We start from the raw sequence: 19,415 nt of genomic DNA on the forward strand, positions 1-19,415 counted from the left end.
CGGAGCGCTACCGCCGCAGCGTGAACTCATCCGCGCTGCGCCGATGCTCCCATTTCGCCTGCTCCAGCTCGGGCCGGTCGCATTCCGCTTCCGGATAGCCGATGCAGAGATAGGCGATGAACTTCCAGGATGGCGGCACGTCGAGGATGGCGTGAATGCGGTCCGGATTGAGGATCGAGACCCAGCCGATGCCGATACCTTCCGCACGCGCGGCGAGCCACATCGCGGTGATCGCGGCGACCACCGAATATTCCGTCGTCTCCGGCATCGTGGCGCGGCCGAGGCCGTGGCCGATGTCGCTGGTCTTGTCCGCGAACACGGCGAGGTGGCCGGGGGCCTGCTCGAGGCCCGACAGCTTCAGCGTGGCATAGCGCGCCGCGCGTTCACCGGCATAGGCGCTCAACGCGTCGGCGTTGCACGTCTTGAAGTCCTCGATCACGGCGCCGCGGCGTGCCTCGTCCTCGACGACGACGAAGCGCCAGGGCTGGCTGAGGCCGACCGAGGGCGAGAGGCATGCGGTCTCGATCAGCCGATCGATGCTGCCGGCTGGCAACGAATCAGTTCGAAAGCGGCGCACGTCACGGCGCCACACGAACAGCTCGTGCAGATGCTGGCGGAAGATATCGTCAAACTCGACCATCATCGCCCCGACTGGAAGGAGGCGGCCACCAGCAGGATCAGGATCTCGCTGGTCTGCTCGAACGCACCGAGGATATCGCCGGTCTGTCCGCCGATCTGGCGGATGGCAAGCCGGGCCAGCAGAAGGCCGGCGAGCGATAGCACGATCAGGCCGGCCAGCGCCTTGCCCGGCCCGAGCGTGAGCGCGAGAACGAGCGTCCCGACGGCGAAGGCAATCGCGACGCTGCGGCCCGGCGGCGCTCCGGCGCTCGCCGATAATCCATCTGGTCGCGCCGGCGGCACCAGCGACATGAAGGCCGGCACGCCCGCACGTGCAGCGGTGTGCGCGGCGCACAGCGCCAGCATCACGGCCCAGGGATTGGCGATGGCCCCGAGCGCGCTCCAGCGCAGGCCGAACGACAGGATCAGCGCGCAGACGCCGTAGGTGCCGATCCGGCTGTCGCGCATGATCTCAAGCTTGCGCTCGCGCGTGCGCCCGCCACCGAGCCCGTCGGCGGTGTCGGCAAGCCCGTCCTCGTGCAATGCGCCGGTGATCAGGGCAGTGATCGCGAGAGCGAGCAGGGCGGCAAGGTTCGGTGTCAGCCCGATGCGGATAGCGACCATGTAGACGAAAGCGCCGGCGAGGCCGACCAGGAGTCCTGCAACCGGAAGCGCCCATGTCGCGCGCGCGATCGCGCCGTCGCCGGCGGGCTTCGACGATGCCACGGGAAGGATCGTGACGAACGATGCCGCCATCCTGAGATCGGCGACGATGTCCTTGAGCAGCTCGGCGCGCGGCATCATTTCAGTTTCATCGGAAGGCCCGCGACGACCAACTCGACCTCGTCGGCAGCGGCCGCGATGGTCTGGTTCATAATGCCGGCGGCGTCGCGAAAGCTGCGTGCCAGCGCGTTGTCAGGCACGATACCGAGGCCGACCTCGTTGGTGACGAGAACAACCGGGCTGTTGAGCTGGGGCAGGGCGTCCGCAAGCTGCTTGACGTCGCTCTCCCAGTCGCGCTCCGCATGCATGAGGTTGGAGAGCCATAGCGTCAGGCAATCCACCAGCCTTGCACCGCCGCCATCGGTTGCGACCAGCGCGGGCACGAGATCGAGCGGCACCTCGCGCTCGATCCAGTCGGTTCCACGACGCGCGCGATGCTTCGCGATGCGTTCATCCATCTCAGTATCGAGCGCCTCCGCCGTCGCGAGATAGACGGGCCGGCCGGGAAAGCCCTTCGCGCGCGCCTCCGCACGCGTGCTCTTGCCCGATCGCGCTCCACCGGTGATCAAGATGACGGCCATCAAAGTCTCCTGTCGGCCAGCACTAATCACCAATCGCGGGCAAAGACAAAGCCGAAATCAGGCGGCGAGGGGCTTGCGCTCAGCTCTTGCTTTGCGCAACAGGGGCGGGACAGGAGGCTGGTGTGGGCTTTGCGGGCGCGATGGTGGTGGCGATGGCGGTGGATGCTCTTCTGGGCTGGCCGGGCGCGCTGTTCGCGCGGATCGGCCATCCCGTGATCTGGCTGGGCCGGCTGATTGCGGCGATCGACACCGCGTGGAATCGGGCGTCCGATCCGCCATGGCTTCGCCGCGCCGCGGGTATTGCCGGAGCGCTCGTGGTGATCGCGGTTGCTGTGGCACTCGGCTGGGTCCTTCAAACGGTCCTGTTCTCAGGCTGGATCCAGCTCGCGCTGGTCGGCATCCTGGCCTGGCCACTGGTGGCGCAACGCTCGCTGCATGATCATGTCGCGGCCGTTGCGATGCCGTTGCAGGCCGGCGACATCGCCGCAGCACGCGAGGCGGTCTCGCGCATCGTCGGGCGCGATCCCGCAACGCTCGATGAAGCCGGCATCGCGCGTGCAACGATCGAGAGCCTCGCCGAGAACGCGTCCGACGGCATCGTCGCACCGGTGTTCTGGGGCGCGCTGTTCGGCCTGCCTGGTATTTTGGGCTACAAGGCGATCAACACGCTGGACTCCATGATCGGCCATCGCAGCGAGCGCCACGAGGCGTTCGGCTGGGCCGCGGCGCGCATCGACGATGTCGCCAATTTCATTCCGGCGCGCCTGACCGGATTCTTGTTCGTGCTGCTGGCGCCGCGGCGATCCGAGGCGCTGTCATGCATGACGCGCGATGCGCGACGTCATCGCTCGCCCAACGCCGGCTGGCCCGAAGCAGCCATGGCGGGCGCGCTTCGAGTGCGGCTCAGCGGCCCGCGCATCTATCACGGCAGCATCACCAACGAGCCCTGGCTCAACGAAGGCGCGCGCGATCCGCTTGCCGCCGACATCGGCGAGGGGCTGGCGGTGTATCGCCGCGCCATGCTGCTGCTCGCCGGCGTGCTTGCGATCCTGGCCTTCGCGTGAAAGAACCGGGCATGCGCGAGCACGGTGGAAATCTCGATCTGGCCCAGCAGCGTTTTGGCGGCCGCGCTGAGGACTGGATTGATCTCTCGACGGGGATCAACCGGGCGCCCTATCCCGTGGGCGAGGTCAGTTCGCGGGCGTGGACCGCGCTGCCGTCGCGCGCCGAGATCGAGGCCCTGCATCAGGCAGCGCGGCACGCCTATCGCACCAGCGCGCCCATCGTTGCGATGGGCGGTGCGCAGGGCGCCATTCAGTTGCTGCCGCAACTCGCATCGCCCGGCCGTGCGCGCATTCTGGCGCCGACCTACAATGAATATGCCGGAGTGCTGTCGGCTGCCGGTTGGGAGGTCGAGGAGGTTAGGGAGCCCGACGCACTGGCGGGCGCGGATCTTGCCATCATCGTCAATCCCAATAATCCCGATGGCCGGAGCTCTGCGCCACAAGATTTGCTCGCACTTCTGCCGCGCGTCGGCCGTCTCGTCGTCGACGAGAGTTTTGCGGACGCGCTTCCACAGCTGTCGCTCGCGCCGCAGGCGGATCGGCCGGGATTGCTGATCTTGCGCTCGTTCGGAAAATTTTACGGACTTGCCGGCTTGCGGCTGGGTTTTGCAATCGGCAACGTGGCCGATATCGGCAAGCTCGCGGCGCTGTCGGGTCCTTGGCCGGTCTCGGGCGCGGCGATCGCAATCGGCAGCCGCGCCTTGCGTGACGATGCCTGGGCCGAGGCCACGTCAGCGCGACTTGTTCGCGATTGTGGACGTCTCGATGAGATGGCGCGCGGGAAGGGCTGGACGCTCGTTGGTGGTGCGCCGCTGTTTCGGCTGTACGAAACGCCCGACGCACTGGTCGCCCAGGAAAAGCTCGCGCGTGGCCAGATCTGGTCCCGCGTCTTCGCGCAGAACCCGACATGGCTACGCCTCGGGCTTCCCGGCAGCGAAGTTGAATGGACGCGCCTTGCCGAAGTTCTAGCGGGCTAGCGCGAGCAGATCGCCGACGTCGAGGTGTTTCTCGATGTGATCGGCGAGGGCATCGAGCGCGCTCTCGACTCTTGCATGATAAGGCTCGTCTCCTGCGGGAATGTCGAGCTTGGCGAGATACGCCTTGCGGAACTCGTCCGACGTGAACAGGCCGTGCAGATAGCTGCCCTGCACGCGCCCATCGGCGGAGATCGCCCCTTCCGGCTCACCATTCAGATTCGCAAATGGCCGTGCGCGATCGGGCCCGTCGGTGCGGCCGATGTGGATTTCATAGGCCTCGATCGGCTGTTCGGTTGCGGCATGCAAGGCGGCGACGCGCGTCAGCGTCTTCTGCGGGCTCATCACCGTCTCGACATCCAGCAGCCCGAGCCCCGGCGTATCGCCCGCGGGGCCTTCGATGCCCTCGGGGTCGGCAACGCTGCGCCCGAGCATCTGATAGCCGCCACAGAGGCCGAGCACGTGGCCACCCCTGCGGTGATGCGCGAGGAGATCGATGTCCCAGCCCTGCGCGCGCAGGAAGGCGAGATCTCCGCGTGTGGATTTGGAGCCGGGGATGATGACGAGGCGGACGTCGCCGGGAATGGCTTCGCCCGGACGCACCATCACGAGGTCGACACTGGGCTCGAGCTTGAGCGGATCGAGATCGTCGAAATTGGCGATACGCGACAGCGCGAGGCATGCGATCTTGCATTGGCCCGGCTTGCGCGCATCGCTCAGGCCCAGCGCGTCCTCGGCCGGCAGCTCGCCGGCGCGCGCGAACCATGGCAGCACGCCGAACCCGCGCCAGGCGGTCTTCGCTTCGATCAGTCTGTAGCCGTCGTCGAACAGCGTGGGATCGCCGCGGAACTTGTTGATGACGAAGCCCTGGATCATCGCGGCATCGTCGGGGTCGATCACGGTCTTGATGCCGACGAGCTGGGCGATGACGCCGCCGCGGTCGATGTCGCCGACCAGCACGACGGGTACGTCGGCCTTGCGCGCAAAGCCCATATTGGCGATGTCGGCCTTGCGCAAATTCACCTCGGCCGGACTGCCGGCACCTTCGACCAGCACGAGATCGGCCCGCGCTTTCAGGCGCTCGAAACTTTCCAGCACCGCGCCCATCAGCGATGGCTTCATCGCCGCATAGTCGCGCGCCCGCGCGGTGGCGATGCGTTTGCCGTGAACGATCACCTGCGCGCCTACATCCGTCTCGGGCTTCAGCAGCACCGGGTTCATGTCGGTGTGCGGCTCGACGCCGGCGGCGAGCGCCTGCAGCGCCTGGGCGCGGCCGATCTCGCCGCCATCGACGGTGACGGCCGCGTTGTTCGACATGTTCTGCGGCTTGAACGGGAGCGTGCGCAGGCCGCGTCGCGCGAAGGCGCGCGCAAGGCCGGCGACGATGAGCGACTTGCCCACGTCCGAGCCGGCCCCCTGGATCATCAATGCGCGCGCCATCGTAGCTTCAGAACTCGACGCCGGCCTGCGCCTTGATGCCGGAGCGGAAAGGATGCTTGACCAGTGTCATCTCGGTGACGAGATCGGCGATTTCGATCAGCTCGTCCTTGGCGTTGCGCCCGGTGAGGACGACATGCGTCATCTCAGGCTTCTGCGTCGTCAGGAATTCGACCACGTCGGCGATGTCGAGATAGTCGTAGCGCAGCGCGATGTTGATCTCGTCGAGCACGACCATGCGCAGGCTCGGATCGCGGATCAGTTCCTTGGCCTTCTCCCAGCCGGCGCGCGCTGCCGCGATGTCGCGCGCGCGGTCCTGCGTCTCCCAGGTGAAACCTTCGCCCATCGCGTGGAACTGGCACAGGTCGCCGAAATGGCCGGTGAGCAGGCGCCGCTCGCCGGTATCCCAGGCGCCCTTGATGAACTGCACGACCGCGCAGGGAAAGCCATGGGCGACACAGCGAACGATCATGCCGAAGGCCGAGGAGGACTTGCCCTTGCCGGCGCCGGTGTGGACGATGATGAGGCCTTTTTCGCCGCTCTTGGTCGCCATGATCTTGTCGCGGGCGGCCTTCTTCTTCGCCATTTTTTGGGCGTGGCGGGCGTCGGTTTCCTCGCCCGTTTGGGTCTCCGGTTCAGGCGTCATGGTCCCGGTCCTTCGGCTTGACAAGTGGCGGCCGGCGGCAAATGGTGGGCCGGCGTTGGTTCCTGTCCTATGACAGGCGAAGAGGGAATGCGATAGGGTCCGAATCGGCAAGATTTAGGTCCAAAATGCAGCCGCCCCCGCGACCGTGACCGGAGAGATGCCCGAAGCCACTGACTCCCGAAAGGGAATCGGGAAGGCGGGGATCGAAGGGCAAAACCCTGCTCCGCAAGCCGGGAGACCTGCCAGCGCGGACGATTTTGGACCGGCGGACGGGGTGTTCCGCGACGGGGAAACGGGCCTTTCGAAACCGGTCCGTGCGCCTCTTCGCTTCCCGCTGTTTATTCTGGAAGGGGCGATGACGGTCACACTTCACGTCTGTATTACCTGCCGCGCCGGCCAGACGCTTGGCGAGGGCGAGACGACGCCCGGCAAGCGGTTGCATGGTGCGATCCTCGACGCCGGCGTGCCCGACGGCGTCCAAGTGGTTCCCGTCGAATGCCTGTCGGCCTGCAGCCAGGGCTGTTCGGTCGCGCTCAGTGCGCCCGGCCGCTGGTCCTATGTCTATGGCCGCCTGTCGGATGCGAATGCGCACGACGTGGTCGCGGGCGCTGCAGCCTATGCGGCCGCGCCTGACGGGCTCGTGCCCTGGCGCAGCCGTCCGGAAATCTTCCGCAAGCAATCGCTTGCCCGCATTCCCCCCATTGCCGTCGTGCCGGAGGCCGCCGAATGAACTCGCTCGCAAAAGTCCCCGTCACGGTGGTCACCGGTTTCCTCGGCTCCGGCAAGACGACGCTGATCCAGCATCTGCTCGCCAATCCCGGCGGCAAGAAGCTTGCAGTGCTCGTCAACGAGTTCGGCAGCGAGGGCGTCGATGGCGAGATCCTGAAATCCTGCGCCGACGCCAATTGCCCGGAAGAGAACATCGTCGAGCTCGCCAATGGCTGCATCTGCTGCACCGTCGCCGACGATTTCATTCCGACCATGGAGCAGCTTTTGGCGCGGCCCGTGAAGCCCGATCACATCCTGATCGAGACGTCGGGCCTGGCACTGCCGAAGCCGCTTTTGAAGGCGTTCGACTGGCCGGAGATCCGTTCGCGCATCACGGTCGACGGCGTGATCGCGCTGGCCGATGCCGAAGCCGTCGCGGCCGGCCGTTTCGCGCCGGATCCGGCTGCGGTGGAAGCACAGCGCGCGGCGGACGAGAATCTCGATCACGAGACGCCGCTGTCGGAAGTGTTCGAGGACCAGATCGCCTGCGCCGACATCGTGCTGCTGACCAAGGCCGATCTTGCGGGCACGGCGGGAATCGAAGCGGCCAAGGCCGCGATCACCGCGGAGATGCCGCGCCCCGTGCCGATGCTGCCGGTCACAGACGGTGCAATCGACGCGCGCGTCATCCTCGGGCTCGGCGCTGCCGCGGAGAACGATCTCGCCGCGCGCCCCTCGCATCATGACGGCGAAGAGGAGCACGAGCATGACGACTTCGCGTCCGTTGTGATCGACCTTCCGGAGGTCTCGGACATCGACGCGCTCGTGGCATCCGTCCAGAAGCTGGCGCGCGAGCAGAACGTGTTGCGCACCAAGGGCTATATCGCCGTCGCGGGCAAGCCGATGCGCCTGTTGCTGCAGGCGGTCGGCGAGCGCGTGCGCCACCAGTTCGACAGGCCCTGGGGCGCGGGTGTCAGGCGGTCGAAACTCGTCGTGATCGGCGAGCACGGCGATATCGATGAAGCCGCGATCAAGGCGGGACTTGGTCTCTGATGCACGTCGTCTTCCGCGAGAGCCGCGGTCTCGAGGAGACTGCGACGCCAAGAGACATCGGCCAGGACCCGGCCGATCTCGTGGTGCTCTCGTATTCGGATTCCGACCTCGCGGCATTCGCGGCCGGCTGGCGGCGCGGCCGCAGCAGCCTGCCGTCGCTGCGGCTCGCCAACCTTGCGGAACTACGACATCCGTTGTCGGTCGACACCTATATCGAGCGCACGCTGTCGCAGGCGCGCGGCATCCTGGTGCGGCTGATCGGCGGTGAGTCCTACTGGCCGTATGGACTGGCGGCGCTCCAGCAACTGGCCAGGGATCGGGGCATCGTGCTCGCGGTGCTGCCGGCTGATGGTCGCGACGATATGCGGCTCGATGCGTACTCGACCTTGCCGGTCTCGACGCTGCGCCGGCTCAAGGTGCTCTGCGACACCGGCGGTCCGGTCGCCGCGCAAGCGGCGATCGCGCAGCTCGCGCTGGCCTCGGGCCTCTATGCGGGACCGGTTGTCGGCGAGATGACCGTGCCGGAGATGGGATTCTATGATCCCGCGCGCGGCGTCATTGCTGCGCCGGTGGGCGGCGAGGGGAGGCCGCGCGCGCTGGTGACCTTCTATCGCTCCTATCTCACCGCTGCCGACACCGGCCCGGTCGACGCCTTGATCGCCGCGCTGCGCGCGAAGGGGTTTGAGGCCTATGGTGCGTTCGTCACCTCGCTGAAGGCGGCGGGCGTTGCCGATTGGCTGCGCGCGCATCTGGCGCAAAATCCTGCGGCGGCGATCGTCAACGCGACGGCGTTCTCGGCCCTCGGCGACGATGGCGCGACGCCGTTCGATGCCGCATCGTGCCCGGTCTTCCAAGTCGCGCTCTCCACCGCGCGGCGGGAGGACTGGGCGGACTCGCTGCGTGGCTTGTCGCCGGGCGATCTCGCGATGCATGTCGTGCTGCCTGAAGTCGACGGCCGTCTGTTCGCGGGCGTGGTGAGCTTCAAATCCGCTGCGGAGCGCGATCCCGATCTGCAGTTCTCGCATCTGGCGCATCGGCCCGACGAGGAGCGTGTGAGCGCTGTTGCCGCGCGCGTTGCCGCCTGGCGCCGTCTTGCGGAGAAGCCGGCGGGCAAAAAGCGGCTGGCGATCGTGCTGTCGAACTATCCGGGTCGCCCGCACCAGATCGCACATGCCGTTGGGCTCGACGCGCTCGCGTCCGTCGAGGCCTTGATCTCCGATCTTTCGGAGGCCGGTTTCGATGTTGCGCCGGTCGAAGCGCTCGGCGAGACGCTGCTGAAGCAGAGTTTGTCCTGGAGCCTCGCCGATTATCGCACGGCGCTGCCGCGTTTGCCGCAATCCTTGCAGGATGATGTTGCGCAGGCCTGGGGCGTGCCGGAGCATGATCCGAGCTGCCGTGACGGCGCATTCCACTTCGCTGCGATCGCGTGCGGCAGGTCGATCATCGCGGTCCAGCCGGAGCGTGGCGATGCAGCCACGCGCGATGCCGAATATCACGATCTCGCCCGCACGCCGCGCCACGCCTATGTCGCGTTTTATCTCTGGCTCCGCGAGCAGGGCACCGATGCCGTCGTGCACATGGGAGCGCATGGCACGCTGGAATGGTTGCCCGGCAAATCCGTGGCCCTGTCGCAGGCGTGCTGGCCGGAAGCACTGATCGGCGATCGCCCCGTCATCTATCCCTTCATCGTCAACGATCCCGGCGAAGCCGCGCAGGCCAAGCGCCGCATCGGCGCCGTCAGCATCGGCCACCTTCCGCCGCCGCTTGAACAATCGGCAGTGCCGGAAGGCCTGCGCCGGCTCGAGCGCCTGCTCGACGAATATTCGACGGCCGATGGTCTCGATCCCGCCCGTCGTCAGCGCCTGATCGCGGCGATCCGTGACGAGGCGCGTGCTGCAGGCCTGGAAGATGATCTCGGCCTCGATGCATCGGCAGCGCCAGCCGAAGCGATCCCAAGGATCGACCGCTTCGTCTGCGATCTCAAGGAAAGCCAGTTCGGCGACGGCTTGCACGTGTTCGGCCGCGGCGCCTGCGGCGAGGCCGAGCGCGATGCGCTACGTGCCGCGCTCGCAGGCCAGCGCGTTGCGCCGGGGCCGTCGGGCTCGCCCTATCGCGGCCGCCAGGACGTGCTGCCGACGGGGCGCAATCTCTTCGCCGTCGATCCGCGCGCGGTGCCGACGCCCTCGGCGCATGCGCAGGGCATCAGGCTCGCCGAAGAGCTGCTCCGCCGGCACTTGCAGGATCATGGCGATTGGCCGAAGGGCCTCGTCGTCGACCTCTGGGGCTCGGCGACGATGCGCACCGCGGGCGAGGAGTTCGCGATGGCGCTGCATTTGGCCGGTCTTGCGCCGCGCTGGGATCATGCTTCCGGCCGCGTCACCGGCTACGACATCATCGCGCCGGCCGAGCTCGGCCGTCCCCGCATCGACGTCACGCTGCGGGTATCAGGCCTGTTCCGCGACGTCTTTTCCGGCCTGGCACAATTGTTCGAGGCCGGCGCCGAGGCGCTCGCGAGCCGCGAGGACGAGGGCGACGAGAATCCCTATCGTCACCGCGCCTCGCGCGTGTTCGCGCCGCGTCCCGGACAATATGGCGTTGGCCTGTCGGCAATTCCCGATGCCTTCACACCCGAGACGCGGGATGCCGCCGGCGAAGCTTGGCTGTCGGCATCATCCTGGGCATTCCAGGCGGATGGCGCGATGCAGCCGGATCGTGCCGGCATCGAGCAGCGGCTCGCCTCCGCCGATGCGTTCGTCCATGTGCAGGATCTGCCCGAAACGGATCTGTTGCTCGCCGCCGACTATGCCGCGCATGAAGCCGGCATCGCCGCCGCGGCTGCGCATCTCGGTGCGGCAGAACCATCGCTCTATCACCTCGACACGACGCGACCCGACCAGCCTCATGCGCGAACGCTGACCGAGGAGATCTCGCGCGTCGTCCGCGCCCGCGCCGCCAATCCGGCCTGGATCGCCGGCATGATGCGCCACGGTTTTCGCGGGGCCGCCGAGATCGTCGCGACGTTGGAGCACATGGCCGCTTTCGCGCATCTCGCCGACGCCGTGCCGCCGCATCTGTTCGACCTGTACTATGATGCGACGCTCGGCAATGATGACGTCCGCGGCTTCATGGCGCGCGAAAATCCGGCGGCGCTCGCCGCGATGGAGACGTGCTTCACCCGCCTGCATGAGGCCTCGCTCTGGCGAACGCGCCGCAATTCGATCGCGGCTGCGCTGCGGGAGGCCTCATGAACGCGTCTGCGGTCAAGGGCTGGTGTCCCGGCGCGCTGCGGCCGATGCAGTCGGGCGACGGGCTCGTGGTCCGCGTGCGTCCGTTCGGCGGATGGCTGGAGGCAGCGCAGATCGCCGGCCTTGCGGAGCTTGCCGAACGGCACGGCAACGGCCTGATCGACGTGACGAGCCGCGCCAATCTGCAGATCAGGGGCGTTAGCGATCAGAGCCATCAACCGCTGCTCGAGGGTCTCGCGCAGTTAGGATTGCTTGATCCCGATCAGGCGACCGAAGCCCGCCGCAACATCCTGGTGACGCCGTTCTGGAGCACCGGTGACGAGACGCAGGCGCTCGCAGCCGAGCTCGAAGAGGCGCTTGCCGACAGCAAGCTCACACTTCCTACGAAGTTCGGCTTCGCGATCGACGACGGCAGGTCGCGCGTGCTGGCGGGCGATTCCGCCGACGTGCGCATCGAGCGCGATCGTAGCGGCCGGCTCTTGGTGCGCGCCGATGGTGCGAGGCTCGGCCGCTCCGTCGGCCGTGGCGGCGCGGTGACGACGGCGCTCGCTCTCGCAAGCTGGTTCGTCACGTCAGGCGGCATCACGGGCGGGCGAGGGCGCATGGCGGCCCACATCGCCTCCGGTGCGGCATTGCCCGGGACCTTGCGCGGCGAAACCGAGCCGGCGCCCGTGATGGCCGCGCTACGGCCCGGACATTATCCGCAGGGCGCGCTGGTCGGGATTGCATTCGGACAGATGCTGCATTCGACGCTGCATCAGTTTTCGAGTTGCGGCCATGCCCTGCGCATGACGCCATGGCGGATGGTCCTCAGCGAAGGTAAGCGCGAGATGCCGAGCGGGGCCGGTCTCATCACGGAGCCGCACGATCCGGCGCTGCGCGTCATCGCCTGTAGCGGCGCTCCGCGCTGCCGCGAGGCTCACGCCGACACGCGTGCGCTTGCCGCCGCGCTCGCGCCGCGCATCACGCCGGACACGCGGCTTCACGTCTCCGGCTGCGCAAAGGGCTGCGCCCATTCCGGCGCGGCCGCAGTGACGCTGATTGCGACCGGCACCGGCTTCGATCTCGTCCGCGGCGGGTCGACGCGCGACGAGCCTGCCCTGCGCGGTCTGAACGGCGCCGATATCGTCAGCGATCCCTCTATCCTGGTGGGAGGGCATTGATGCCGCACAGTTACGAGACCGACGGCGCGGCGATCTACCGGCAATCCTTCGCGACCATCCGCGCCGAGGCGGATCTTGCCCGCTTCACGCCGGATGAAGAGCAGGTGGTGGTGCGGATGATCCATGCCGCCGGCATGGTCGGCCTCGAAGCGCATATCCGCTTCACACCGGGCATGGCGACAGCGGCGCGCGCGGCGTTGCAGAAGGGGGCGCCGATCCTGTGCGATGCGCGCATGGTCTCGGAAGGGATTACGCGCGCGAGATTGCCTGCGGCCAATGCCGTGATATGCACGCTCAGTGATGCGACCATTCCCGCACTCGCGCAGTCCATGCGCAACACGCGCTCGGCCGCCGCGCTTGAGCTGTGGAGGCCGCATCTCGATGGCGCCATCGTCGCGATCGGCAACGCGCCGACTGCGCTGTTTCACCTGCTCAACATGTTGGAGGACCGCGACTGTCCGCGGCCGGCCGCGATCATCGGCTGTCCCGTCGGCTTCGTCGGCGCCGCCGAATCCAAGGCCGCGCTGATGGCCGAACCGCCCGTGCCGGCGCTGACGGTCGAAGGCCGGCTCGGCGGTTCCGCGATCACGGTTGCTGCCGTCAACGCACTCGCGAGCCGGAGCGAATAGAAGATGGGACGCATCATCTGCTGCGGTCTCGGCCCCGGCGATCCAGACTTGATGAGCGTGCGCGCCGACCGCACGGTTCGTGAGGCTGCCCACATCGCATATTTCCGCAAGAAGGGTCGGCCAGGCCAGGCGCGCCGCATCGTCGAGGGTATGATGGCGCCTGATGTCGCCGAATATCCCATGGAATATCCGGTTACAACGGAGATCGCTTTCGACAGCCCGGAATACGTCGAGCTGCTCGCCGGTTTCTATGACGAATGGGCCGAGCGCCTGGCGCGGCTTTCGCGCGCGGTCGACGTCGTCGTGCTCTGCGAGGGCGATCCCTATTTCTACGGCTCCTTCATGCATCTGCACACGCGCCTGCAAGGCCGCGTCGAGATCGAGGTAATCGCGGGCATTCCCGGCATGGTCGGGTGCTGGAACGGCGTCGGCCGGCCGATCGCGCTCGGCGACGACGTCACGACGGTGCTGATGGGAACGCTGGCCGAAGACGAGCTCGAACGGCGCATGCGCGATTCCGATGCGGTCGTCGTCATGAAGACCGGCCGCAATCTCGCAAAGGTGCGCCGCGCGCTCGCAGCCGCCGGACGGCTGGACGATGCCTGGCTGATCGAGCGCGGCACCATGCCGGGCGAGCGTGTCGCGCGACTCTCCGAGATCGATGCCGACGATTGTCCTTACTTTGCGATCGTGCTCGTGCACGGCAAGGGCCGGCATCCGGGCGCCGCCGAATGACGGGCACCCTGACCATCGCGGGCCTCGGGCCCGGCAGTGACGCGCTGGTGACGCCGGAAGTCTCCGCCGCGCTCGCAGCCGCCACCGACATTCTGGGCTATGCGCCCTATGTCGCGCGTGTGCCGCCGCGCGCCGGGCTCACCCTGCACCCGTCGGACAACCGCGAAGAGCTGCAGCGCGCGGGCGAAGCCTTGCGGCTCGCCGCCGAAGGCGGGCAGGTCGTAGTCGTCTCCTCCGGCGATCCCGGCGTGTTCGCGATGGCGTCCGCCGTGTTCGAGGCGCTCGAACTGGCGCCGCAATGGCAGGCGCTGCCGATCCGCGTGCTGCCCGGGGTCACCGCGATGCTTGCAGCGGCCGCCCGCGCCGGCGCGCCGCTCGGCCATGATTTCTGCGCGATCAATCTCTCCGACAATCTCAAGCCGTGGGCGATGATCGAGAAGCGCTTGCGGCTTGCCGCGGAGGCCGACTTCGCCATCGCGATGTACAATCCGCGCTCGGCGAGCCGGCCGGAGGGATTTGGCCGCACGCTGGCGGTTTTGAAAGAGGCCGGATGCGGCGAGCGGCTCGTGATCTTCGCGCGGGCGATCAGTGCTGCCGACGAGAAGATCGAGACCGTCACGCTGAACGAAGCGACACCCGAAATGGCCGACATGCGCACGCTGGTGATCGTCGGCAATTCGCAGACGCGCCGCGTCGGCCGCTGGGTCTATGCGCCGAGGCGGGCAGAATGACCGAGCCATTGCATGATCTCGGCCACGCTCTCGACCCGCAGCCGCTCGGGCAGCTGCGGTCGCGAGATCATGATCACGGGGAGGCCGAGCATGCGAGCCGCATCGATCTTGGCGCGCGCGCCGTCGCCGCCGGAATTGCGGGCGACGATCAAGGCGATGCCGCGCGTGCGCATCATCTGAAGCTCGCCGTCGAGAGTGAAGGGGCCGCGCGACACGATCACGTCCGCGGCGAACGGCAGGAGCGCTTCGGGCGGGTCGACGAAGCGCAGGGTGTAGGTGTGCTGTGGCTTGCTCGCGAACGGCGCGATGTGTTGGCGGCCGATGGCGAGGAATACGTTTGCCGACGTCTCGGGCAGTGCGGCGACGGCGGCCTTGACGTCGGCGACCTCGATCCACGTATCTTGGGACGTCTTAGTCCACGGCGCGCGCTCCAGCGCCATCAACGGCGTGCCAGTTTGTGCGCATGCCGCAACAGCATTGCGGCTCATCTCGGCTGCGAAGGGATGCGTCGCATCGATCACATGCGTGATGGCTTCGCGGCGGATGTAATCGGCAAGCCCGTTCGCGCCGCCGAAGCCGCCGATGCGGGTCGGCAGCGGCTGATCAGCCGGCGCGCGGGTGCGTCCGCCATAGGAATAGATGGCCTCGATGCCGGCGCGCGTGATCTCCGCGGCGAGCAGGCTCGCATCGGCAGTTCCGCCCAGAACGAGGGCGCGAATCATGGTTGATCCCTGGCTGACCATCATCGGCATCGGCGAAGATGGCCTTGCCGGCCTGTCGGAGGCAAGTCGAAAGGCGCTTGCCAGGGCGGAAACCGTGTTCGGCGGCGAGCGTCATCTTGCGCTCGCGGATGTCGGCAGCCGCGGCCGTCCATGGCCGGTACCGTTCGATGCCGATGTCGTGCTGAGCTGCCGCGGCCGGCCTACGGCCGTGCTCGCCTCCGGCGATCCGTTCTGGCATGGCGCCGGCGCAAGTCTCGCCGAAAAGCTGCAGGCGAACGAATGGGTCGCGCATTCGGCGCCGTCGACATTCTCGCTCGCCGCTGCGCGGCTGGGATGGCGCCTGGAGTCCGTCATTTGTCTCGGCCTGCACGCCGCACCATTCGAACGTCTCGTTCCGCATCTCGCGCGCGGTGGGCGCATCCTTTGCCTTTTGCGCGATGGCAAGGCCGCAGGCGATCTTGCGAAATGGCTGACGGAGCGCGGCTGGGGCGCGTCTGCGTTCTGGACTCTTGCCGCGCTCGGTGGACCGCGCGAAAATGTCCGGGAGTATCGGGCCAAGGACTTTGCTGGTGATATCGCCGGAGACCTGGTCGCAGTCGCGGTGGAGGCGAGGGGCACACAGGGCATCCCCCGCAGCTCGGGTCTTTCCGACGAACTCTTCGTCCATGACGGCCAGATCACCAAGCGTCCGGTGCGCGCACTCGCACTTTCGGCGCTGGCTCCGCGTGTCGGCGAGCGGCTGTGGGATATCGGCGCGGGCTCAGGCTCGGTCTCCGTGGAGTGGGCGCTGTGCGGCGGGACGGCGACCGCGATCGAGGTGCGCGAGGATCGCGCCGCGAACATTCGCAGCAATGCAGCTGCGTTCGGATTCACGCATCGGATCACCATCATCACGGGAAGGGCGCCGGAAGCTATTGCCGGTCTGGACGCACCAGATGCCGTCTTCATCGGTGGCGGTCTCGATCGCGCGATGTTCGATACAGTCTGGTCGCAACTCGCGCCGGGTGCGCGGCTGGTTGCACATTCAGTCACGTTGGAGACGGAAGCGCTGCTCGGCGAGCTGCACCAGCGTCACGGCGGTGAGCTGATGCGGGTCGAGATTGCGCATGCAGCCCCACTCGGTCGCTACCGCTCCTGGGAGGCGGTGCGGCCGCTCGTGCAGTGGAGTGCGGTCCGATGAAGGTCGCCGGATTCGGATTCAGGCAGGATGTGACGCTGGCCGCGCTGCGCGACGCGTTGCTGGCGGCCGGCGGTCCCGACGGCCTCGCTGCAGTGGCCACCATCAGCGACAAGGCCGACGCGCAGGCGTTGAAGCAGCTCGCGCATGAATGCGGCGTTCCGATCAAGGCCATTCCCGCAGAAGCACTGGCCGGCACAAACACGCCGACGCAGTCAATACGCATCGCGGAAAAGTTCGGCACCGGATCGGTGGCCGAAGCCGTAGCGCTGGCAGCTGCCGGCCCTCGCGCACGCCTGATTGCGACGCGAGTGGTCTCGCAGGATCGCACCGCGACCGCGGCGATCGCCGAAGGAGACGGCGCATGACCGTGCATTTCATCGGCGCCGGACCGGGCGCCGCCGATCTCCTGACCTTGCGCGGCCGCGATCTCATCGCGGCTTGTCCCGTCTGCCTTTATGCTGGCTCGCTGGTGCCGGAGGGCGTGCTGGCGCATTGCCCGCAAGGTGCGCGCATCGTCAACACCGCGCCGCTGTCGCTCGACGAGATCATCGCGGAGATCGCCGCGGCGCATGCGGAGGGCAAGGATGTGGCTCGCCTGCATTCCGGTGATCTCTCGATCTGGTCGGCGATGGGCGAACAGCTCCGTCGCCTGCGCGCGCTCGGCATTCCCTATACGGTCACGCCGGGCGTTCCGTCCTTCTCCGCCGCTGCCGCGGCACTGGAGACCGAGCTGACGCTGCCTGGCCTTGCCCAGAGCGTGGTGCTGACGCGCACGCCGGGCCGCGCCAGCGCAATGCCTGAGGGCGAGAAGCTCGCGGCCTTTGCCGCCACCGGCGCCGTGCTCGCGATCCATCTCTCCATCCATCTGCTCGACAAGGTCGTCGCCGAACTGACGCCGCATTACGGCGCGGACTGCCCGGTTGCGATCGTCTGGCGCGCCAGCTGGCCGGATCAGCGCATCGTCCGCGCGATGCTCGGCACGCTCGATGCGGCGGTGGGCGGCGAGATGGAGCGCACCGCTCTGATCCTGGTCGGCAAGACGCTGGGCGCGGCGGATTTCGACGAGAGCCGCCTCTATGCCGCCGACTACGATCGCCGCTATCGGCCGGTCGGCGCCGAGCCACGCTTTCCGGAGGCGACGTGATGGCGGCCGGCCTCGTCATCTCCGCACCGGCGTCAGGCGTCGGCAAGACCACGCTGACGCTGGCGCTCGCGCGCGCCTGGCGCAATCGCGGCCTCAACGTGCAGTGCTTCAAGAGCGGCCCCGACTATATCGATCCCGCCTTTCATGCCGCCGCCACGGGACGCGCCTCCGTCAATGTCGACAGCTGGGCGATGGACCGGGGCACTATCGCGCATCTCGTCAGCCGCGGTGTGGACGCCGATATCGTGCTCGCCGAGGGCTCGATGGGCCTGTTCGACGGTGTCGCTGCGCGCGGTGTCTCCGGCACCGGCGCCACCGCTGACATTGCGGAGATGCTGGGCTGGCCGGTGGTGCTGGTGATCGACCCCTCAGGACAAGCGCAAACCGCGGCGGCGATCGCCGCAGGCCTTCGCGACTACCGCAAGGGCGTGCGCCTCGCCGGCGTCGTGCTCAACCGCGTCGCCAGTCCGCGTCACGAGGATCTCGTGCGGCGGGCGCTGAACGACTCCGGCATCGCGGTGTTCGGCGCGCTGCCGCGCCATGCCGAGATCAGCCTGCCGAAGCGGCATCTCGGCCTGGTGCAGGCCGAGGAGCAGGCCGAGATCGGCAAGCTGATCGACGAGGCCGCACGCTTCGTCGCCGAGCATGTCGATCTCGACGCGGTGCTGCGCGCGGCTGCGGGTTGGTCACCGCAGCCGGCCGCGAATGGACTGAACGTCACGCCGCCGGGGCAGCGCATTGCGCTCGCCCGCGATGCGGCATTCTCCTTCGTCTATCCGCACATGCTGGAAGCCTGGCGCGCGGCCGGCGCCGAGATCGTGCCGTTCTCGCCGCTGGCCGATGAAGCGCCCGATGCGGACGCCGACGTCTGCTGGCTGCCCGGCGGCTATCCCGAACTTCATGCCTGCAGGATCGCCGCCAATGCACGATTTCGCACCAGCCTGCGATCCTTTGCAGAGACGCGGCCGGTGCATGGCGAATGCGGGGGCTATATGGTGCTGGGCGCCGCTTTGACCGACGCGGACGGTGTCCGCCACGAGATGGCGGGGCTGCTCGGTCTGGAGACCAGCTTTGCCAAGCGCCGCATGCATCTGGGCTATCGTCTTGCCGAACTGGCTGCGCCAATGCCGGGGCATCAGATCGGCGCACGCCTGCGCGGACATGAGTTTCACTACTCGACCATCCTCGCGCAGCCCGACACACCATTGGCGGTCGTGCACGACGCGACCGGCGCTGTCATCGCCGAGACCGGCTCGCGGCGAGGCCACGCCACCGGCACGTTCTTCCATCTGATCGCGGAGGACCGGTGAGCGGTTTTGTCTCTTTCGTCTCCGCCGGCCCCGGCGATCCCGAGCTCCTCACGATGAAGGGCGCCGCGCGGCTGCGCGAGGCCGACGTCGTGCTCTACGACGATCTTGCCTCCGGCGCGATCCTCGATCTCGCCCGGCCCGGCGCCAATCTCGTCGCGGTGGGGAAGCGGGCAGGGCGGCCCTCGACCAAGCAGCACCACGTCAACCGCCTTTTGGTCGACTATGCCGCAACGGGTGCGCGCGTGGTGCGCCTCAAGTCCGGCGATGCCGGCATTTTCGGCCGGCTCGAGGAGGAGCTGGAGACGCTGCGCGAGGCCGGCATCGGCTACGAGATCATTCCCGGCGTCACATCCGCTTGCGTCGCTGCCGCGCAAGCCGGCATTCCCCTGACCCGGCGCCACACCTCGCGTCGGTTCCAGTTCTTGACTGGAGCCGACGTCACCGGCGAGCTGCCGCCGAACCTGAATTGGGCGGCGCTGGCCGATCCGGAGGCGACCACCGTGGTCTATATGGGCCGGCGCACCTTTCCGGCGCTTGCCGCAAGATTGATCGAACACGGCCTCGCCGCGAATACGCCGGCGCTGTTCGCGGAATCCCTCGGCCGTTCCGACGAGCGGCTGGTGCGCACCACCATTGCCGAGCTGGCCGAGCAGCTTGCGCGCGGCGGCGCCGCTTCCACGGCTGCCGTCATCCTGTTCGGGGCGCTAGCGGGGGATGATCGGTCATGATGGCAACCCTTCAGGCCTTGACGC

General features: G+C 67.9%; 20 protein-coding genes and 1 riboswitch. Of the genes, 14 read left to right on the forward strand and 6 right to left on the reverse strand.

Annotated elements, in window-relative coordinates:
* Nucleotides 1-7: 7 nt before the first annotated feature.
* From bluB to cobU, 3 genes are read right to left on the reverse strand one after another with little or no spacing between them, the layout of a single operon-like run.
* Nucleotides 8-640 carry a 5,6-dimethylbenzimidazole synthase gene (bluB, locus tag BCCGELA001_RS14695; RefSeq protein WP_008554340.1) on the reverse strand — a complete coding sequence of 211 codons (633 nt, stop codon included), beginning with the start codon at nt 638-640 and terminating at the stop codon, nt 8-10.
* Complete coding sequence (cobS, locus tag BCCGELA001_RS14700; RefSeq protein WP_008554341.1) at nt 640-1,422, reverse strand: adenosylcobinamide-GDP ribazoletransferase; 783 nt, start codon at nt 1,420-1,422, stop codon at nt 640-642. The genes bluB and cobS overlap by 1 nt, the downstream gene beginning before the upstream one ends.
* Nucleotides 1,419-1,922 carry a bifunctional adenosylcobinamide kinase/adenosylcobinamide-phosphate guanylyltransferase gene (gene cobU, locus BCCGELA001_RS14705; protein WP_008554343.1) on the reverse strand — a complete coding sequence of 168 codons (504 nt, stop codon included), beginning with the start codon at nt 1,920-1,922 and terminating at the stop codon, nt 1,419-1,421. The genes cobS and cobU overlap by 4 nt, the downstream gene beginning before the upstream one ends.
* 122 nt (nt 1,923-2,044) lie before the next feature.
* Here cobU and cbiB point away from each other — a divergent pair, with 122 nt between their 5' ends.
* Nucleotides 2,045-2,986: an adenosylcobinamide-phosphate synthase CbiB gene (gene cbiB, locus BCCGELA001_RS14710; RefSeq protein WP_060735633.1), complete on the forward strand. Its 942-nt coding sequence runs from the start codon at nt 2,045-2,047 to the stop codon at nt 2,984-2,986.
* Between the two features lie 11 nt (nt 2,987-2,997).
* Entirely contained in the window at nt 2,998-3,963 is a 966-nt protein-coding gene (gene cobD / locus BCCGELA001_RS14715) for a threonine-phosphate decarboxylase CobD (protein WP_060735634.1), read from the forward strand.
* Here cobD and BCCGELA001_RS14720 read toward each other — a convergent pair.
* Both BCCGELA001_RS14720 and cobO read right to left on the reverse strand, forming a co-directional pair.
* Nucleotides 3,952-5,400 carry a cobyric acid synthase gene (locus BCCGELA001_RS14720; RefSeq protein WP_060735635.1) on the reverse strand — a complete coding sequence of 483 codons (1,449 nt, stop codon included), beginning with the start codon at nt 5,398-5,400 and terminating at the stop codon, nt 3,952-3,954. The two genes, cobD and BCCGELA001_RS14720, sit on opposite strands and share 12 nt — an antisense overlap.
* Nucleotides 5,401-5,407: 7 nt before the next feature.
* Entirely contained in the window at nt 5,408-6,043 is a 636-nt protein-coding gene (gene cobO, locus BCCGELA001_RS14725) for a cob(I)yrinic acid a,c-diamide adenosyltransferase (RefSeq protein ID WP_060735636.1), read from the reverse strand.
* A 39-nt stretch (nt 6,044-6,082) separates the two neighbouring features.
* Nucleotides 6,083-6,304, forward strand: a riboswitch (cobalamin riboswitch).
* A gap of 94 nt (nt 6,305-6,398) precedes the next feature.
* On the opposite strand from cobO, the gene BCCGELA001_RS14730 reads away from it, so the two are divergent.
* The 7 genes from BCCGELA001_RS14730 to cobJ are packed head-to-tail and all read left to right on the forward strand — an operon-like array spanning nt 6,399 to nt 14,307.
* Complete coding sequence (locus BCCGELA001_RS14730; protein WP_008554367.1) at nt 6,399-6,773, forward strand: DUF1636 family protein; 375 nt, start codon at nt 6,399-6,401, stop codon at nt 6,771-6,773.
* A complete protein-coding gene (gene cobW, locus BCCGELA001_RS14735) occupies nt 6,770-7,804 on the forward strand; it encodes a cobalamin biosynthesis protein CobW (RefSeq protein WP_060735637.1) in 1,035 nt (344 codons plus the stop codon). The genes BCCGELA001_RS14730 and cobW overlap by 4 nt, the downstream gene beginning before the upstream one ends.
* Entirely contained in the window at nt 7,804-11,052 is a 3,249-nt protein-coding gene (gene cobN, locus BCCGELA001_RS14740) for a cobaltochelatase subunit CobN (RefSeq protein WP_060735638.1), read from the forward strand. Before cobW ends, cobN begins: the two co-directional genes overlap by 1 nt.
* Nucleotides 11,049-12,212, forward strand: a complete 1,164-nt coding sequence (gene cobG / locus BCCGELA001_RS14745; protein WP_060735639.1) for a precorrin-3B synthase — start codon at nt 11,049-11,051, stop codon at nt 12,210-12,212. The genes cobN and cobG overlap by 4 nt, the downstream gene beginning before the upstream one ends.
* Nucleotides 12,212-12,841, forward strand: coding sequence for a precorrin-8X methylmutase (locus tag BCCGELA001_RS14750; protein WP_060735640.1), 630 nt, complete (start codon nt 12,212-12,214; stop codon nt 12,839-12,841). Before cobG ends, BCCGELA001_RS14750 begins: the two co-directional genes overlap by 1 nt.
* A gap of 3 nt (nt 12,842-12,844) precedes the next feature.
* A complete protein-coding gene (locus tag BCCGELA001_RS14755; RefSeq protein WP_060735641.1) occupies nt 12,845-13,576 on the forward strand; it encodes a precorrin-2 C(20)-methyltransferase in 732 nt (243 codons plus the stop codon).
* Nucleotides 13,573-14,307, forward strand: coding sequence for a precorrin-3B C(17)-methyltransferase (gene cobJ / locus BCCGELA001_RS14760; RefSeq protein ID WP_008554392.1), 735 nt, complete (start codon nt 13,573-13,575; stop codon nt 14,305-14,307). Before BCCGELA001_RS14755 ends, cobJ begins: the two co-directional genes overlap by 4 nt.
* Here the strand turns inward: cobJ and BCCGELA001_RS14765 are convergent.
* Nucleotides 14,283-15,029: a cobalt-precorrin-6A reductase gene (locus BCCGELA001_RS14765; RefSeq protein WP_060735642.1), complete on the reverse strand. Its 747-nt coding sequence runs from the start codon at nt 15,027-15,029 to the stop codon at nt 14,283-14,285. The two genes, cobJ and BCCGELA001_RS14765, sit on opposite strands and share 25 nt — an antisense overlap.
* Between BCCGELA001_RS14765 and BCCGELA001_RS14770 the strand changes: the two genes are divergently transcribed.
* Genes BCCGELA001_RS14770 through cobA form a run of 5 tightly spaced genes read left to right on the forward strand, consistent with a single transcriptional unit; the run spans nt 15,028 to nt 19,391 of the window.
* A complete protein-coding gene (locus tag BCCGELA001_RS14770) occupies nt 15,028-16,209 on the forward strand; it encodes a bifunctional cobalt-precorrin-7 (C(5))-methyltransferase/cobalt-precorrin-6B (C(15))-methyltransferase (RefSeq protein ID WP_060735643.1) in 1,182 nt (393 codons plus the stop codon). The two genes, BCCGELA001_RS14765 and BCCGELA001_RS14770, sit on opposite strands and share 2 nt — an antisense overlap.
* Nucleotides 16,206-16,574 carry a cobalamin biosynthesis protein gene (locus BCCGELA001_RS14775; RefSeq protein WP_008554403.1) on the forward strand — a complete coding sequence of 123 codons (369 nt, stop codon included), beginning with the start codon at nt 16,206-16,208 and terminating at the stop codon, nt 16,572-16,574. Before BCCGELA001_RS14770 ends, BCCGELA001_RS14775 begins: the two co-directional genes overlap by 4 nt.
* Nucleotides 16,571-17,353, forward strand: coding sequence for a precorrin-4 C(11)-methyltransferase (cobM, locus tag BCCGELA001_RS14780; RefSeq protein ID WP_060735644.1), 783 nt, complete (start codon nt 16,571-16,573; stop codon nt 17,351-17,353). The genes BCCGELA001_RS14775 and cobM overlap by 4 nt, the downstream gene beginning before the upstream one ends.
* On the forward strand, nt 17,353-18,663 hold the full coding sequence (locus tag BCCGELA001_RS14785; RefSeq protein ID WP_060735645.1) for a cobyrinate a,c-diamide synthase: 1,311 nt from the start codon (nt 17,353-17,355) through the stop codon (nt 18,661-18,663). The genes cobM and BCCGELA001_RS14785 overlap by 1 nt, the downstream gene beginning before the upstream one ends.
* Nucleotides 18,660-19,391, forward strand: coding sequence for a uroporphyrinogen-III C-methyltransferase (gene cobA / locus BCCGELA001_RS14790; protein WP_060735646.1), 732 nt, complete (start codon nt 18,660-18,662; stop codon nt 19,389-19,391). The genes BCCGELA001_RS14785 and cobA overlap by 4 nt, the downstream gene beginning before the upstream one ends.
* The last annotated feature ends 24 nt before the right edge of the window (nt 19,392-19,415 follow it).

The organism is Bradyrhizobium sp. CCGE-LA001, from assembly GCF_000296215.2.
Lineage (GTDB): Bacteria > Pseudomonadota > Alphaproteobacteria > Rhizobiales > Xanthobacteraceae > Bradyrhizobium.